Source organism: Neobacillus endophyticus (assembly GCF_013248975.1).
GTDB classification, from domain to species: Bacteria; Bacillota; Bacilli; order Bacillales; family Cytobacillaceae; genus Neobacillus; species Neobacillus endophyticus.
The window spans coordinates 2,629,190-2,644,433 of record NZ_JABRWH010000001.1 but is presented as its reverse complement, the minus strand read 5'-3'; the positions used below and the strand labels follow the sequence as shown (position 1 = coordinate 2,644,433).

The following is a 15,244-nucleotide window of genomic DNA, read 5'->3' as shown; positions in this document are numbered from 1 at the left end:
AATTCACACTATTTTTAAGTAATAATATATTTTCTACAATAATGAACCGATTGGTTGAACAAAAATAAAGGGAACATTATTTAATGCCCCCCTTAAAATGAATTTATAGGTATTTCCGATGTACACCCTTTCCATCATAAGAAAACAACATCGTTCTGTCTTCAATCATCGTTTCCATATGAACCGGCCGGCCCCAGAGCTGGTGAATATATGGCAGAACTTTCTCAAGATACTTGACATCCAGTTCCACACCTTCATACCAGTGCTTCAAGTAAAGCTCGCCATTTTTCATATAGTCGCCGTCATTAACTGTAATATATGGAAAGCCGCCGTTGACTCGCATGTTCACTAATTGATCGCGCACACGCTCCCACTCTTTGTCGACGATTTTGTATTCTCTTCCTTGTTTTTGGAAAAGATACATGTCTTCTCTCATCACAAGGTCTTTTGTTAAATAATTGCGAAGGAACGATATATCCGACTCAATCTCCCGAACCTCAAAAATCTTTTCTCTTCCGGTGTTAGGCTTTACGCCCCGTTTCTTCATTTCTTCCGTTGGATTGTTATAACGTTCCTCAATGTCTTCAAAAATTTTGATTCCGAGATAATAGGGGTTGATTCCCGTCTTAGATGGCTGTACGACTCCGGCGTTTAATTTGGCAAATTCTATAGCTTCTCCGCTAGTTAAATCCAATTCCCTTATAATGCGCTGATGCCAAAACGATGCCCAGCCTTCGTTCATGATTTTTGTTTCCAGCTGCGGCCAGAAATAAAGCATTTCTTCCCGCATCATGGTTAAAATATCCCGCTGCCATTCCTCCAGCTCTCTGCTGTATGTCTCAATAAAGAGTAATAAATCTTTTTCAGGCCTTGGCGGAAACTTCTTCTTTTTCGGCTGCTTTTGTTCTTGCTTATCTTTTTCATCCAGCCCCCAGAGATCATCGTATGGGGAAATACTTCGATGCTCATCAATTTCCTCTTCATCCTCCAAAGACCAGGCCAATTTCGGCCTCATGAGCGATGGATCAATATGTTCATCAATCGCCAATACAGCATCCAGAAAGCTCTCCACTTCCTTTTTCCCGTATTGAATTTCATACTGATGAATCCGCTCTGCCGTTGCAGACATGCTTTCCACCATATCCCGCTTTGTATTTTGGAAGCGAACATTGTTTTTGAAGAAATCACAATGCGCCAATACGTGGGCAACAATCAATTTGTTTTGAATCAACGCATTGGAATCAAGCAAAAACGCATAACAAGGATTGGAGTTGATGACTAGTTCATAAATTTTACTTAACCCTAAATCATAATGAAGCTTCATTTTATGAAATTGTTTTCCAAAACTCCAATGTGAAAATCGGGTTGGCATTCCATATGCACCGAAGGTATAAATAATTTCAGCAGGACATATTTCATAGCGCATCGGATAAAAATCTAACCCAAAGCCGGTTGCGATCTCGGTAATTTCACTTATGGCATATTCAAGCCCCTTACGATCTTCCTCATTCATAGCCTTACCCCCCTTTTCCTCTTACCACAATGTATGAAGGAAAAGCAGGAATGATGAAACAAGATAAATGAAAACTCCCGTGACGTTATCTATTTATGTTGATTTTTTTTGCTTCGGCTGCAAGCATTAATCCAACAAATCGGTTTCGCTTCCATTCAGATTGAAAAACAGATAATGGTGGATTTGTTTCCCCAACAAGGTAGCTGATTTCAATCGTAAATCCAGGCCGATGATAGGCAGTAATAAACCAGTCGGTAAAACCGCCGCCAATTGCATCCTTTTCTGGCCTTTTCAGGGGGTAATCTGTTAATTTCGATATTTTTCTTGCTATAATATAATCCCTAATATAATGAATACCGTTCCGGTAACTCCAATAAATTTCTCTGCCCGCGGTATGGTAAGCAATAGCAATAGCGGGGTCAATAGTTTTGACGAAGTTAGTTAATGCAACGACTTCAGGCTCCACGAGAGGATTACTTCCCTTATAAGATTTATAACTTGGACCTGACGGGTCTTCATTTAACTCATTCCATCCTGATGGGTATTGCCGGTTTAAGTCCACACCCGCAGCATTAGCTTTCCATCTTTCGAAATTAGCTAATCCTTCATTCATGTTCAGTAAATTCTTTCTGTACAAAGGGGAAAACTGTTTCAATTTACTTTGCTGTATAGCTACACCATCAGGATTTAACATCGGTATAAACCAAATGGATACTTCATTCAAGATCTCGGTAGAAAATCCTCCTGTACTTCTCTGGTGTTTATATGCTGACGCATAAGTTTCGAGCATTTTCATTAATAAGGTACTTGTCAGCCATTCCCTGCCATGGTGGGAACCAATGAACAAGATGTTTTTCTTACCTTTCCCCAATTTAATGGCCCAAATCGGTATGCCGAAATGGCTTTTTCCAATCTCTTTGATTTCGATTTGATTTTTATATGATTTCATTATTTTTTTCAGATCTTGTTCCAGTAATTCATATGTGTATGGTTTATTAGTTTGAACCATACCTGCACGTGCCGTTTGTTCATATAAAGGGAATAAAAGCATCATTACACATAAAAATCTTCTCATGAAGTCTCTCCAAGTTCGGAATGATCTATTTTATACAGGTAATACTTGATAACCGCTTTAATATGCAGTGACAACATTTTCTGCGATTGTTCTTGCCAGTTTGTCATACAATAATCTCAACTCCTAATAAGGAGGAGAGAAATGAAATGAATAAATTGGATTATGACCGAGCGTTGTATTATACTCATCGGTCGGAATGGGATAATTTATTGATATTAATGGTTCGTACCACTGACCATTTTTTATCAAAAAAGATTGAGCATTTCCTGCATGCATACAATTTTGAACGTGATTACAGTGTCATTGAAACCAAACTATACAACCTGCTCAGATATATTGACCATGCCAATGAAACAGCAGATCAACTACCAGAAGATATTCCGATGTATAGTCTTCCCTGAATGAACAAGTACATGCAAAAAAGGTGAGAAACTTTTAAAACCGGACGAAAGAATTCCACCAACCATGAGCACGGCTTCTTAAATTCGAAGCCGTGCTTCGTATGGTTTATAATAATGACAGCATAAGTCTCCACTATTTCTTTAAGGAGGAATCATCTATGACCCCTCACATTTTAATCATTGAAGATGAAGGGCAAATTGCCAGGGTTTTAAAAATGGAACTAGAATTTGAAGGCTATCGCGTTACTGTAGAACATAATGGAAGAATAGGACTGGAAACGGCGTTACAATCCAATATTGACTTAATCTTATTGGATGTGATGCTGCCTGAACTGAATGGAATTGAAGTATTGAGAAGATTGAGGAAGGTTAATCAAACATTACCGGTTATTCTTTTAACGGCCAGAAATACTACATTTGATAAAGTTGCCGGGTTGGACCAAGGTGCAAATGACTATGTGACAAAACCATTTGAGATCGAAGAATTATTAGCCAGAATCCGTTCCTGTCTTCGCCACACCTCATCAACTAGACAAAGAAAAGAGGATTCTATTCTGGCGGTCAGTGATTTAGTGGTCAATATCGAAACAAGGGATGTGACCAGGGAAGGAAGCTCCATTATTCTTACGCCAAAAGAATTTGATTTACTTGTTTATTTATTAATGAATAAAAATAAAGTAGTTACTCGGGAAAACATTTTATTAAATGTTTGGGGCTATGATTATGAGGGGGAAACAAACGTCATTGATGTCACCATCAGACATCTTAGAAAAAAGGCAGATGAAGGCTTCTCATCACAATTAATTACCACAGTAAGAGGAATTGGTTATACCATCAAGGAGTCATAAAATGAAAATTACAACAAAGATTAATTTGTTAACGACTGTTTGGATGCTCTTCATCTTAATGTTTATCAATATTGTCGTCTTTTTTCTTTTTATGAAAACAACTGTAAATATGGAAACCAATATGATATTTCAGCAGGCCGATGACATTTTAAATGATATTCATGGCATGCCTACTCGAAGTGTAGAAGGAGAATTAAAGGATTACTTAACCAGCCATTCCTATATTCGAATTATACAACCTGATGGAAAAACGTTTTATGAAGTGACGAATGATAAGCCTTTCGCGCAAAAAATTAAAGGTAAATTTGTCCGGGCAGACGAGTCTATTCAAAAAATGATCACTCTGGATAATGAAGAAATACAAGTATTGATTATTCGTGTCCCCATTCAGCAAAATCATCACGTCAAAGGTACACTGGAAATCGGAGAACAATTATCAGGCCTAGAAATGAGAAAAGACATTTTGTTGTGGATTCTCGGTCTTTGTACTCTCTTAGCCGTTGTTATGTCTATATTTGGCGGCAGATGGCTTTCCAACATTATCATGAGGCCCATTTCCAATATGATTAGAACAATGGAAGATATCGAGCAAAGCGGTGTCCTTAAGAAAATAAATATCCAGATAGAAACGAAAGATGAATTACAGACAATGGCCAAAACCTTTAATCGTATGATTGACAGGCTGCAAAATAATATGGAAAAGCAATCTCAATTCGTTTCAGATGCTTCACATGAACTTAAAACGCCGTTAACCATCATTAAAAGCTATGCTAATCTTTTAAGGCGGCGTGGACTTCATGATAAAGATCTGGCTGAAGAAGCAATCCAGGCCATTCACTCAGAAGCAACCAGAATTCAAAAAATGACTGAGACCTTTCTTGATCTTGCTTCCTTAGAGAACGACCAATCATTAGAAATGAGTAAAGTAGATCTTATTCAGCTTTGCCAAAGTATTCAAAAACAATTGAAAGAGGTCTACAAGCGGGAAATCCATTTGTTTTATTCAGGAACATCCTTAACCTTGCTTGCAGATGAATTAAAATTAAAGCAAGTGATCATTATTTTATTGGATAATGCCATTAAATACAGCCAACAGAAAATTGAAATATTCCTTGAAAAAAATGAACAGCAAACGATTATTAAAGTAAAAGATTATGGAATCGGTATTCCTCAAGAGGAAATTGAAAATATTTTTGAACGATTTTATCGAGTGGACAAGGCTAGAAGTCGTGAAACAGGCGGTTCAGGCCTAGGGCTGCATATTGCCAAAAGGATTGTCAGACTCCATAAAGGGGATATCAAAATTTCAAGTCATGAAGGGACTGGGTCAGAGGTAACGATCTATTTGCCTAATAACAGTCTAATAATGGAGGAAGCCTAACATGATCGTTTTCCTTCATCGGTTCCCTAAAAACGAATAAATTCCGAAAGGGATCAGCCCTCCGGAATTTATTCAACTTCTCCACCTCTTAAATTTCTTGTACCATTTTCAATTTATGGTCCACTAAATCCATAAAGGCCTTATCAATTTCCTCTAGCCTTGCATGGCTCTCTTCAAGACTATTGCTGTTTACCCCAAAGTAGAACTTTACTTTCGGCTCTGTACCTGAAGGTCTTAGGCAAACCCATGAACCGTCTTCAAAAAGATATTTCAGAACATTGGATTTCGGAAGATCAATTTTCTCTTCACTATTTGCCAATTTTCGAGTACTAGTTAAATAATCCTCCGCTGCAGCCACTGTAAACGATCCTAATTTTGTCAGCGATTCGTTACGGAATGACGCTAACAAGGATTGAATCATTTCAGCCCCTTCCTTGCCTTTAAGGGTTAAGGAACGCAGTCCTTCCTGATAATATCCGTACTTTTCAAATACTTGCATCAAGCCTTCATAAAGTGACATGCCCTGCTTCTTGTAATAAGCACACACTTCAACTGCCAAAAGTGCAGCTTGAACAGCATCCTTGTCCCGTGCAAAGTCCCCTATTAAGTATCCGTAGGATTCTTCATATCCAAATAGGAATGTATGCTCACCTGTTGCTTTATATTCTTTTATCTTTTCAGCTATGAATTTAAATCCTGTCAACACATCTACAGTTGGTAACTGATGGGCAGCAGCAATCTTCCGGCCAATTTCGGAGGTTACAATTGTCTTTAATACCACGCCATTTTCTGGTAATGTCCCCTTTTGGACCTTCTGCGAAATAATGTAATCAAGTAATAATGCACCTGTTTGATTACCGGTTAACACGATATATTCGCCCTCAGAATTCTGTACTGCAATCCCTAAACGGTCAGCGTCCGGATCAGTTGCAATTAAAATGTCCGCTCCCAATGCTTTTCCGTCGCGAATGGCCAATTCAAATGCAGCATGCTCTTCAGGGTTAGGACTCTTGACTGTAGAGAATTCTGGATCCGGAAGCTCCTGCTCCTTCACGACCGTTACATTTTCATAGCCTAATGCTGCTAAGGCAGAACGCACAGGCTTATTCCCTGTTCCATGCAATGGTGTATAAACAACTTTTATATCCACTTCTTTCGCAAGACCTGGATTTTCGGAAATTGTCTTTAACTTTTCAATGTATGCTTGATCAATCTCTTCACCGATTGTTTTAATAAGGCCTGCTTGACGTAAGTTTTCTTCACTGTTCACTTCAATCAATAGTTCATTTTCAATAGCATTTACCTTTAAAATTACTTCATCGGCTGCATCAGGCGGTAATTGCGCCCCGTCTGATCCATAAACCTTATAACCGTTATATTCCGGTGGATTGTGGCTAGCGGTCACCACGATTCCCGAAAAAGCATTTAAATATCTTAAGGCAAATGATAATTCCGGTGTCGGTCTAAGTTCATCAAATACGTATGTTTGGATTCCGTTTGTTGCGAGTGTTTTAGCAGCTTCCATCGCAAATTCAGGTGATTTGTGCCGTGAATCATAAGCTATCACAACTCCGCGCTGTTTTGCCTCTTCTCCTTGCTCTTTTATGTACTCGGCCAATCCAGCAGACGCCTTGCGAACTGTATAGATATTCATCCGGTTTGTTCCTACACCAATCTCTCCGCGCATTCCGCCCGTACCAAATTCTAAATTTTTATAAAATGCTTCCTCTAAAAGCTTTTCATCATGCATGATTTTTCCTAATTCATTTTTTAATTCTTGATCCAAGTGATCAAAGTCCATCCAACTCTTTGCTGTTGTTTTCCAATTCATTATGTTAACCCTCCTAGAATTATGTACTTTAATAAGTTTCTAAGTTAAAGCGTGAATCTCCTCTTTAAATCAGACAAAATCTGCCGACAATTTTCGCGAAAATTCATCATACCCTCTATATATAATATTACCCGCAAATGGCTTAAAACTTTATTATAAAACAAAAAGCCTGCACGGGGCAGACTTTTGTTAAACTAGTAATTGATTATGAGCTTTCATATACATACTGAGAGCCGAACTATTTTTCATGCTTTTGGCAGAAACAAACTGTTCATATTCGAATGGGAAAAAGAGTCCTAAATCCTGCAGGTTTGCAGCATTTTTATTAAATAATTCAGCATATTGCTCATCAAGATCTGTTGTCTCCAAAATGGAGATGAGCGTTTGAATGCTAGCCATTACCTGAAAAGCATCTTTTAATGTGCCAATCTCTTCAAATTGCTGATCAGAGGTATGCAGAACCTTTAACTTTTCAAACTGACTGATTTCATCATCTGTAAAGTACAAAGGAAAAATATTTGAATATACGTACCTTACCAGTTCACAAATTTCTTCTTCTTGACCTGGTGTCGAGGCGAAAACAATCTTCACTAAATAACCCACCTTTGCCAACCCATATTTCTGTCTGTATTATATAGGATAAGAATAACATAAACAGGCGAGTATGAATGGTGGTAATTAAAACCATAGTAATACAAAGGAGATTTTATGCTGAATACAATTCGAAAGGGCGAATGGTTGGAAATCATCATCCAAGAGAAATGGGATGGAAAAACAGTCGAGGATATTTTTCGTCAGGAATGGGAAGCTCCCAAAAAATTGACTCACATATTCCGAATGGACAAAAAAGTACGTATGGATGGACAAGCCGTGAATTGGACAGTACCTCTTACGGCGGGTAAAAGGTTAGAAATCCACCTTTTTGAAGAAGAGGAATTTACGATCCCGCCTCATTATCAAGAAATTAACATACTATATGAAGATGATCATGTTCTTGTGCTGAATAAACCTCCCTTTATAAACACGCATCCTAATGACAATGAGCATGATATACATACACTTTTAAATGCCGTTGCATTTTATATGCAGGCAAAAGGAGAAATTAGGAACACTCGACAGGTACATCGGCTGGACCGTGATACAACAGGAGCTATACTTTTTGCTAAGCATGCATTAGCAGGGGCTATTTTAGACCGCATGCTTGAAAAAAGGGAAATTAAAAGAACCTATCTGGCAGTAGTTCATGGACTATTAAGGCAAAAAAAAGGGACCATAAAAGAACCAATTGGGCGTGACCGGCATCATCCCACCAGAAGAAGAGTATCCGTTTCCGGACAAACAGCTGTTACTCACTATGAAGTAGTAAAAGAAGACAAGACAAATAAATTAACCTATGTTAAATGCTGGCTTGAAACAGGCAGAACCCATCAAATCCGAGTGCATTTTAGTCATATCGGCCATCCACTGGCAGGGGATCTTTTATATGGTGGAAAACCAATTGCAGACAGACAGGCTCTTCATGCAGCTAAGCTCGAATTTCTGCATCCTTTTAGCGAAGAAGAAATTATATGTTATGCAGCTTTTATTGACGATCCTTCCTTTTTTGTAGGGATTGATGTTTATACACTTTAAAAGCCTCCCAATGATGGGAGGCTTCAGATTGTAGACAAAAGGCATTTCAAAAGTTCCGATTCTGGCGCCCTTTTCTAAAATTGGGATTTTTCTGTTTGATTTTTCTTAAGGTAGACCCCGGCGGGGTCTATTTTTATGCCATTTCTGGACTTTTCCAAGTCCATAGCCAACTTCTTTAAATTCATAGCAGCAAAAGTAAGCATCGCCTGCATGGACAATTTTTTAAGACCTCTTAAGGTTGTCCATCGCATACCATGCTTTTCTTTCGCATCCGCGAATACACGTTCAATTGTTTCTTTACGACGTGCATATATTATTTTATTCTCTTCTGTATGACGAAGATGTTCAGCCTCTTCAAGATATGGTTCCCAGATATGTCGTTGAATGAGCTTTTGATGATTTTGACTTTGTGTACATTGTGCTAGGAGTGGGCAATCCTTACATATAACAGGATTAGAGATGTACTGTCGATAACCTTCCTTAGTAGTCGTTCTATAATCCAGAACTTGTCCTTCCGGACATATGTAACAATCAAAGTGCTCATCATAGACATAATCGTGCTTTTTCAAATATCCCTCCTTTGTACGTGGTCGTGTATAGGGTAAAGCAGGGCGAATTTCATTTTCAATTAAATATTGAGCAATAGCAGGTGTTTTATATCCGGCATCAGCAGCTACAGCATTAGGTTTCCCACATTTTTCAATGACCTTTTCAACTAGAGGCTCTAACATTGTACTATCATGAACGTTACCTGGAGTTACAATAGTCCCCAGGACAAAACCATTTCTATCTGCGGCTGTATGAAATGAATAAGCAAATTGCTTTGTCCTTTCGTCTTTTACATAGTAACCACTCTCCGAATCTGTTGTACTTTCTTTTATTTCTTTGTTTTCTTCTTTTTCATATTTATCTGGTGGGATGGGCTTTTTCCCATGTTCTTCACGATCACTATTAATTTCTGCTTGAAGACGTGCTTCATAAGCTTTTGATTCTTTCCGAACTACTTTCTTTTCGAATTTGCGTTTATTTGCACTTGCTTTAACGTGAGTTGAATCAATGAATACATGTTCCGAACTAACTAACTTTTTATCTGCTGCCTCTTTTAAAATACGGTAGAAAATTTGTTCAAATAAGTCTGTATCCTTAAAACGACGTTCGTAGTTTTTACCAAAAGTTGAAAAGTGGGGTACTTTATCATAAAAACCAAATCCTAAAAACCAGCGATACGCCATATTTGTTTCAATTTCCTTTATCGTTTGACGCATCGAACGGATACCGAAGGTATATTGAATGAAAGCCATCTTAATTAATACAACAGGGTCAATACTTGAACGTCCGCGCTTAGTTGAGTACAAATCTTCAACCAATGAATAGATAAATGAAAAATCTACTGCGGCTTCTATTTTGCGAACCAAGTGATCAGCAGGTACAAGTTGATCTAAGGCAATCATTTCAATTTGGTCACGATTTATCTGTGTATTTTTCGAAAGCATTCCATCCACCTCTATTAATTCTCTGTAAATAAATTATACAAAAGGCTGTGTTAATGTACATTATTGATTTTTACACTCTGTTGATTGGAGTGGAAGGCGGCGAAGACTCCTGCGGGAGTACGGGACAGGGGAGACCCCGCAGGCGCTGAAAGCGCAGAGGAGGCTCCCCGAACCGCCCGCGGAAAGCGAAGCCGCCTGGAACGGAAATCAACAGACAAGTTTAATATGGCCAAACAAAAAAGACTGTCGATTTTAAACCCGAAATCCTTCGGATTTGTCGACAGTCTGAAGCCTCCCAATGATGGGAGGCTTTTTTCATCCTATTTTCTATCTGTTAACCGGCTTTTCTAAATGCCCGCATGATAAATCCTACTAGTAGAGCAAGTACGGCAGCACCGATCACGGCTGGAATGATGGCGAAATTAGCAACGTGAGGCCCCCAATTTCCCAATATTAATGTTCCAAGCCATGCTCCTACAAACCCTGCAATGATATTACCAATAATGCCGCCAGGAATATCTCTGCCAACAATTAGCCCAGCTAACCATCCTATTATACCGCCAACAATTAACGACCAAATAAAGCTCATTTAAGAACACTCCTTTTTATATCCATAGTTTTCCTAACCCACAAGCTTCTGAGCCGCTGTTTCAGGCAATTCTTATTTGTGCCTGTACTTTTAAAATACCCCGTTTTCTTATTTATACTCACATAATGAAAAGTAAGCATTTACCATAATACGACAGCGGACTTCTGCCCTACCCGCGTTTTTTTACACACTCCAAAAGAACTGGATAAATTCCAAAAACACCAACTTCCATCCTTAATATTCAGAATTTTCTAATGTTAAGTTTTTGTAAATTTAGTTTAAATTTTTACCCTAATAAGACATTTTTCAGCTAAAATAGAGCCTGTTGGTTTAATTTTCGATTGCAAAATGGAGGATATTTAAAATGGCATTCAAGAAGAACGATAAATTTTCGACATTATTATCTAATATTTCCGTTAACCTTAAAGAAAGCGCTAATTTCTTTACCGATTATAAACTGAAAGATATCAGCGATTTGAAAATTTTCTCAGAAAAAATGAAGGAATTTGAATCAAAGGGCGATTCTTATGTCCATGAAGTGATAAAAGAATTAAATGATGCTTTTATTACACCAATTGAACGTGAAGATATCCTTCATTTAGCTATGAGCATGGACGATGTTCTCGATGGATTGGAAGGCACTGCTGCTATGTTCGAAATGTATTCCATTACACAAGCCGATGATTTCATGAAGCAATTCGTGGCAGCCATTCAAAGCAGTGTTCATGAAATTGATAAGGCAGTTGCACTTTTATCGAATAAAAAGCTTCCACAAATTAGAGAGCACGCCATCAAAATCAAGGACTATGAATCAAAATGCGACAATATTCTGCGTCATTCCATTAAAAATCTGTTTAATGTGGAAAAAGACCCAATCCGTATTATTCAATATAAAGAAATTTACGAAAACCTTGAAAATGTGGCGGACAGCTGTCAAAACGTGGCAAATACGCTTGAAACCATTATCATGAAAAATGCCTAAGGAGCCAAAAAATGAGCTTAGTTTTTATCCTTACGATTCTGATTATCATTTTTGCACTTGGCTTTGACTTTATTAATGGGTTTCATGATACGGCAAATGCCATTGCTACATCTGTTTCGACTAAAGCATTAAAACCCCGTCATGCCATCATCCTTGCAGCTGTTATGAACTTTGTTGGCGCCCTAACATTTACTGGTGTTGCTAAGACGGTTTCCAAGGATATTGTAGATCCCTTTACATTACATAATGGGTCGATTGTTATTCTGGCAGCTCTGATTGCCGCTATTTCGTGGAACTTAATTACTTGGTACTATGGAATCCCAAGCAGTTCCTCTCATGCAATTATTGGATCGATTGCCGGTGCTGCCGTTGCTGCAGAAGGTTTTAATTCACTTAACTACAGCGGTTTTATTAAAATTATTGAGGCACTTATTCTTTCGCCAATTTTAGCGTTTGTAGTTGGATATATTTTGTATAGCATTTTTAAAGTAGTATTTAAAAATTTCAGTTTGGCAAAAACCAATCGCGGTTTTCGCTATATTCAAATTGCCACAGCAGCATTGCAGTCCTATTCCCATGGGACAAATGATGCCCAAAAGTCAATGGGGATTATTACAATGGCGCTGATCGCCAATAAATATTTGCCTCATAATGCTGAAGTTCCATTTTGGGTACAAGTATCTTGTGCCATTGCCATGGGGCTCGGAACTTCCATCGGAGGATGGAAAATTATCAAGACTGTTGGCGGAAAAATTATGAAAATCCGCCCGGTTAATGGCGTGGCTGCAGACTTAACTGGAGCAGCTATTATTTTCGGAGCTACTTATATCCACTTGCCAGTCAGTACAACACACGTTATTTCTTCGGGAATTCTTGGTGTTGGGGCTTCTCACCGTTTAAAAGGTGTAAAGTGGGGAACAGCCCAGCGAATGATTATTACTTGGATCATAACGCTTCCAATCACTGCATTAATTGCAAGTATTCTTTATTTTGTTTTAAATCTCTTTTTTTAATAGACAAAAACCAGGGAATTTGTTTTCTCTGGTTTTTTTACTCTGATACACCCTTTCGCTTCATCTCTCCCCAGCTCCTTTTTCCTCTTATCATGTTCCATACTCCTTCACAGCGCCAAAAAACCGTTAACGGCCTGTACCAAAGTGTTTCCGTTAATGAAAATACAAAAAGCTTGAGAATGTCAGTGACCTTTGGATACTTGGTTAAACTCCATTCCTCTAGAAGTACAGCCGTCATTGAAAATATGGACCCATACAAACATGTTAGAAGGAATAAGAGAATCGCGAATTCGATATAGCTCCCCCTTAGTAAAAAACAAATCATCATCATCACATAACCGATTAATTCAATAATAGGCCCCGAAAACTCCACAATCCAAAAGTAAGGAAACGCAAGCAATCCAATTGAGCCATATTTAGGGTTAAAGGTAATCTCTCGATGTGCCCATAAGCTTTCTAAAAGGCCTTGATGCCATCTGCGCCTTTGCCTCCGTAAATATTTCATTGATTCTGGGACTTCAGTCCAGCATACAGGATCAGGTACGTATACTATTTTCTTTTTCAAGCGACTTTCCTTTAACATTTTATGGATTCTTACCACCAGCTCCATATCTTCGCCTACCGTATTTGTTCGATAGCCGCCTGCCTTGATTACCCAATGCTTTGAAAAAACACCGAAAGCGCCGGAAATAATCAGTAAGATGTTATACCGGCTCAAGCCGATCCGTCCCATTAAAAATGCCCGTAAATATTCGATGATTTGCATCATTACTAAAGGTTTATTGGGTAAACCAATCTTGTATATAAATCCATTTTTAATTTGGCATCCATTAGCAATACGGACGCTTCCGCCCGATGCAATCACTTCTTCATTTGAATCAATGATTGGTTTCATCACCTTTAGAAAAGCATCCTGTTCCAATACTGAATCACCATCAAGCGAGCAGAAATAGGGATAATGTGAAAAGTTAAGCCCTACATTCAAAGCATCAGCTTTACCGCCATTTTCTTTATCAATTAGAAAAAGGTTCGTAAGAATGGATGATTGGTAAATTTTTTTAATTGGCTTAGACTCTACTTGCTTTCTTACAACTTTTGAAATTTCTTTCATCTGATAATGCTCAATCATTTTTTCGCATGTATGATCTGTGGAGCCATCATTCACCACAATAACCTCAAATAAGGGGTAGTTTATACTTAGCAAAGATCTCACACTTTGAATGATCCCTGCTTCCTCATTATAGGCAGGGACAAGAATCGAAACCGGCTTGGTATAAATATCCTCCATATAGTCTTCATATACCTGATCCCGTTCCAAATGATATTCTCTCCGCAGCTGTAATAATGAAATAATCATAATAACGGAATAAAAAAGGATGACAATAATCATGTATATAGCGATAAACCAAGCAAATCCTGTTACCATTCCCCATAGTATAGAATGCATATCTCATCCCCCTTTATGGAGCCACTCCCATGCCATGTCCCTTGCAAATGAATCTGTTGAAGTTTGTAAAACCTCCATTAGGATTTGCTTTCCTTTAACAAAATGGCTGATGGACTCTCCGGCTTGAGAACGGACCCACCAGGAGGAGTCCTGCAAGAGTTCCACTAAACGAGGGAGTGCTTTTTCTTCTCGCAGTGTTCCGATTAATTTGGCTGCAAGCATTCTTTCTTCCCATTTTGGTGAATAAAGAAGTTCCATATATGTGTCAATATCTTCAACATATCCAATATTCGCCAATGCCTTTAAAACTCTAAGACGTATTTCTCCTGAAGAGAGTGGAAAGATCTGCTCCAAGAACGGCAGATAATCCGTTTCTCTTTTAATCGAAATCACGTCTAATACCGCCTTTTGCAAAGTAGGATTACTTTCATGATAATTTTGAACAAATTGTTCAAAATGCTGAGTTTCCAGGCGGAACAAAATATTGCGAAGCTCGATTTCAGTCAAATAACCGTACCTCTCTGTCAGCAGTTCAAATATTTTCTCAAATTGAAACAATGCAAGGATCCTAAGTGCATGAAAATGTTCTTCGCGTGACAGATCGGTTTTCGTCCTATTATATACATCTTCTTCAAGCTGAATCATCTTAAAGTCCTCAATATGATAAAGCGTATTCATACGAATACTCCACCGTTTATCATGCAGCCGTTTCTGATAATATTGTCCTAAAGCTGATTGAGCTATTTCAGATAAGTGTCTTCTCTCATCCTCTCCCTCCAATACTTGTGTATATTTACTCAATAATTCTTCCACAGCCTTTTGTTTAGTTAAACTGTCCAAAACTAAATCTCTTGGCGATGCGGGCTCGGTAATCATTTTCATGAGAAGTGGATGATATTCCTCTTTATAATGCTGAATCTGTTTTCTTTTCATAGAAGCAATGGCTTTTCGTACCATTAAATAACCTAAGATTATGATTAATAAAACTACAAAAGAAATAATGAGAAAAGCAAGTAAAAATAGTTGTTTCTTCAGCATC

13 protein-coding genes and 1 pseudogene are annotated in these 15,244 nt (G+C 38.2%); 6 read left to right on the top strand and 8 right to left on the bottom strand.

All coding sequences use genetic code 11. The annotated features are described in order from the left end of the window. Positions 1 to 103 precede the first annotated feature (103 nt). Positions 104 to 1,513 carry a SpoVR family protein gene (locus HPT25_RS12930; protein WP_173064655.1) on the bottom strand — a complete coding sequence of 470 codons (1,410 nt, stop codon included), beginning with the start codon at positions 1,511 to 1,513 and terminating at the stop codon, positions 104 to 106. A gap of 85 nt (positions 1,514 to 1,598) precedes the next feature. After that, positions 1,599 to 2,588 (bottom strand): M14 family zinc carboxypeptidase, encoded by a 990-nt coding sequence (locus tag HPT25_RS12925; RefSeq protein ID WP_173064652.1) that lies wholly within the window; start codon positions 2,586 to 2,588, stop codon positions 1,599 to 1,601. Between the two features lie 146 nt (positions 2,589 to 2,734). On the opposite strand from HPT25_RS12925, the gene HPT25_RS12920 reads away from it, so the two are divergent. The 3 genes from HPT25_RS12920 (at position 2,735) to HPT25_RS12910 (ending at position 5,218) form a co-directional block, all read left to right on the top strand. Further along, on the top strand, positions 2,735 to 2,989 hold the full coding sequence (locus HPT25_RS12920) for a YhdB family protein (RefSeq protein WP_173064648.1): 255 nt from the start codon (positions 2,735 to 2,737) through the stop codon (positions 2,987 to 2,989). Between the two features lie 158 nt (positions 2,990 to 3,147). Next, positions 3,148 to 3,837 carry a response regulator transcription factor gene (locus HPT25_RS12915; RefSeq protein WP_173064645.1) on the top strand — a complete coding sequence of 230 codons (690 nt, stop codon included), beginning with the start codon at positions 3,148 to 3,150 and terminating at the stop codon, positions 3,835 to 3,837. A gap of 1 nt (position 3,838) precedes the next feature. Further along, positions 3,839 to 5,218, top strand: a complete 1,380-nt coding sequence (locus tag HPT25_RS12910; protein WP_173064642.1) for a sensor histidine kinase — start codon at positions 3,839 to 3,841, stop codon at positions 5,216 to 5,218. A gap of 88 nt (positions 5,219 to 5,306) precedes the next feature. Here the strand turns inward: HPT25_RS12910 and HPT25_RS12905 are convergent, their stop codons facing one another. After that, positions 5,307 to 7,049: a phospho-sugar mutase gene (locus HPT25_RS12905; protein WP_173064640.1), complete on the bottom strand. Its 1,743-nt coding sequence runs from the start codon at positions 7,047 to 7,049 to the stop codon at positions 5,307 to 5,309. Positions 7,050 to 7,238: 189 nt separating this feature from the next. Next, positions 7,239 to 7,640 carry a YhcU family protein gene (locus tag HPT25_RS12900; protein WP_173064637.1) on the bottom strand — a complete coding sequence of 134 codons (402 nt, stop codon included), beginning with the start codon at positions 7,638 to 7,640 and terminating at the stop codon, positions 7,239 to 7,241. 117 nt (positions 7,641 to 7,757) lie between these two features. On the opposite strand from HPT25_RS12900, the gene HPT25_RS12895 reads away from it, so the two are divergent. Next, entirely contained in the window at positions 7,758 to 8,681 is a 924-nt protein-coding gene (locus HPT25_RS12895; protein WP_173064634.1) for an RluA family pseudouridine synthase, read from the top strand. A 133-nt stretch (positions 8,682 to 8,814) separates the two neighbouring features. On the opposite strand, the pseudogene HPT25_RS12890 reads toward HPT25_RS12895, so the two are convergent. After that, a pseudogene (locus tag HPT25_RS12890) lies at positions 8,815 to 10,174 on the bottom strand (IS1182 family transposase). Between the two features lie 334 nt (positions 10,175 to 10,508). After that, positions 10,509 to 10,763, bottom strand: coding sequence for a GlsB/YeaQ/YmgE family stress response membrane protein (locus tag HPT25_RS12885; RefSeq protein WP_173064631.1), 255 nt, complete (start codon positions 10,761 to 10,763; stop codon positions 10,509 to 10,511). A 364-nt stretch (positions 10,764 to 11,127) separates the two neighbouring features. On the opposite strand from HPT25_RS12885, the gene HPT25_RS12880 reads away from it, so the two are divergent. Then, positions 11,128 to 11,745 carry a DUF47 domain-containing protein gene (locus HPT25_RS12880; protein WP_173064628.1) on the top strand — a complete coding sequence of 206 codons (618 nt, stop codon included), beginning with the start codon at positions 11,128 to 11,130 and terminating at the stop codon, positions 11,743 to 11,745. An 11-nt stretch (positions 11,746 to 11,756) separates the two neighbouring features. Further along, entirely contained in the window at positions 11,757 to 12,758 is a 1,002-nt protein-coding gene (locus HPT25_RS12875) for an inorganic phosphate transporter (protein WP_173064625.1), read from the top strand. 37 nt (positions 12,759 to 12,795) lie between these two features. On the opposite strand, the gene HPT25_RS12870 is transcribed toward HPT25_RS12875, so the two are convergent. Further along, positions 12,796 to 14,205, bottom strand: a complete 1,410-nt coding sequence (locus HPT25_RS12870; protein WP_246277184.1) for a glycosyltransferase family 2 protein — start codon at positions 14,203 to 14,205, stop codon at positions 12,796 to 12,798. 3 nt (positions 14,206 to 14,208) lie between these two features. Then, complete coding sequence (locus tag HPT25_RS12865) at positions 14,209 to 15,243, bottom strand: HEAT repeat domain-containing protein (protein ID WP_173064622.1); 1,035 nt, start codon at positions 15,241 to 15,243, stop codon at positions 14,209 to 14,211. Between the last annotated feature and the right edge of the window lies 1 nt (position 15,244).

Bases quoted from the DNA above. Each gene is read 5' to 3' on its own strand.
- HPT25_RS12865 (WP_173064622.1), bottom strand. From the start codon at position 15,243: ATGCTGAAGAAACAACTATTTTTACTTGCTTTTCTCATTATTTCTTTT.
- HPT25_RS12895 (WP_173064634.1), top strand. From the start codon at position 7,758: ATGCTGAATACAATTCGAAAGGGCGAATGGTTGGAAATCATCATCCAA.
- HPT25_RS12870 (WP_246277184.1), bottom strand. From the start codon at position 14,205: ATGCATTCTATACTATGGGGAATGGTAACAGGATTTGCTTGGTTTATC.
- HPT25_RS12925 (WP_173064652.1), bottom strand. From the start codon at position 2,588: ATGAGAAGATTTTTATGTGTAATGATGCTTTTATTCCCTTTATATGAA.
- HPT25_RS12875 (WP_173064625.1), top strand. From the start codon at position 11,757: ATGAGCTTAGTTTTTATCCTTACGATTCTGATTATCATTTTTGCACTT.
- HPT25_RS12930 (WP_173064655.1), bottom strand. From the start codon at position 1,513: ATGAATGAGGAAGATCGTAAGGGGCTTGAATATGCCATAAGTGAAATT.
- HPT25_RS12910 (WP_173064642.1), top strand. From the start codon at position 3,839: ATGAAAATTACAACAAAGATTAATTTGTTAACGACTGTTTGGATGCTC.
- HPT25_RS12905 (WP_173064640.1), bottom strand. From the start codon at position 7,049: ATGAATTGGAAAACAACAGCAAAGAGTTGGATGGACTTTGATCACTTG.
- HPT25_RS12920 (WP_173064648.1), top strand. From the start codon at position 2,735: ATGAATAAATTGGATTATGACCGAGCGTTGTATTATACTCATCGGTCG.
- HPT25_RS12880 (WP_173064628.1), top strand. From the start codon at position 11,128: ATGGCATTCAAGAAGAACGATAAATTTTCGACATTATTATCTAATATT.
- HPT25_RS12915 (WP_173064645.1), top strand. From the start codon at position 3,148: ATGACCCCTCACATTTTAATCATTGAAGATGAAGGGCAAATTGCCAGG.
- HPT25_RS12885 (WP_173064631.1), bottom strand. From the start codon at position 10,763: ATGAGCTTTATTTGGTCGTTAATTGTTGGCGGTATAATAGGATGGTTA.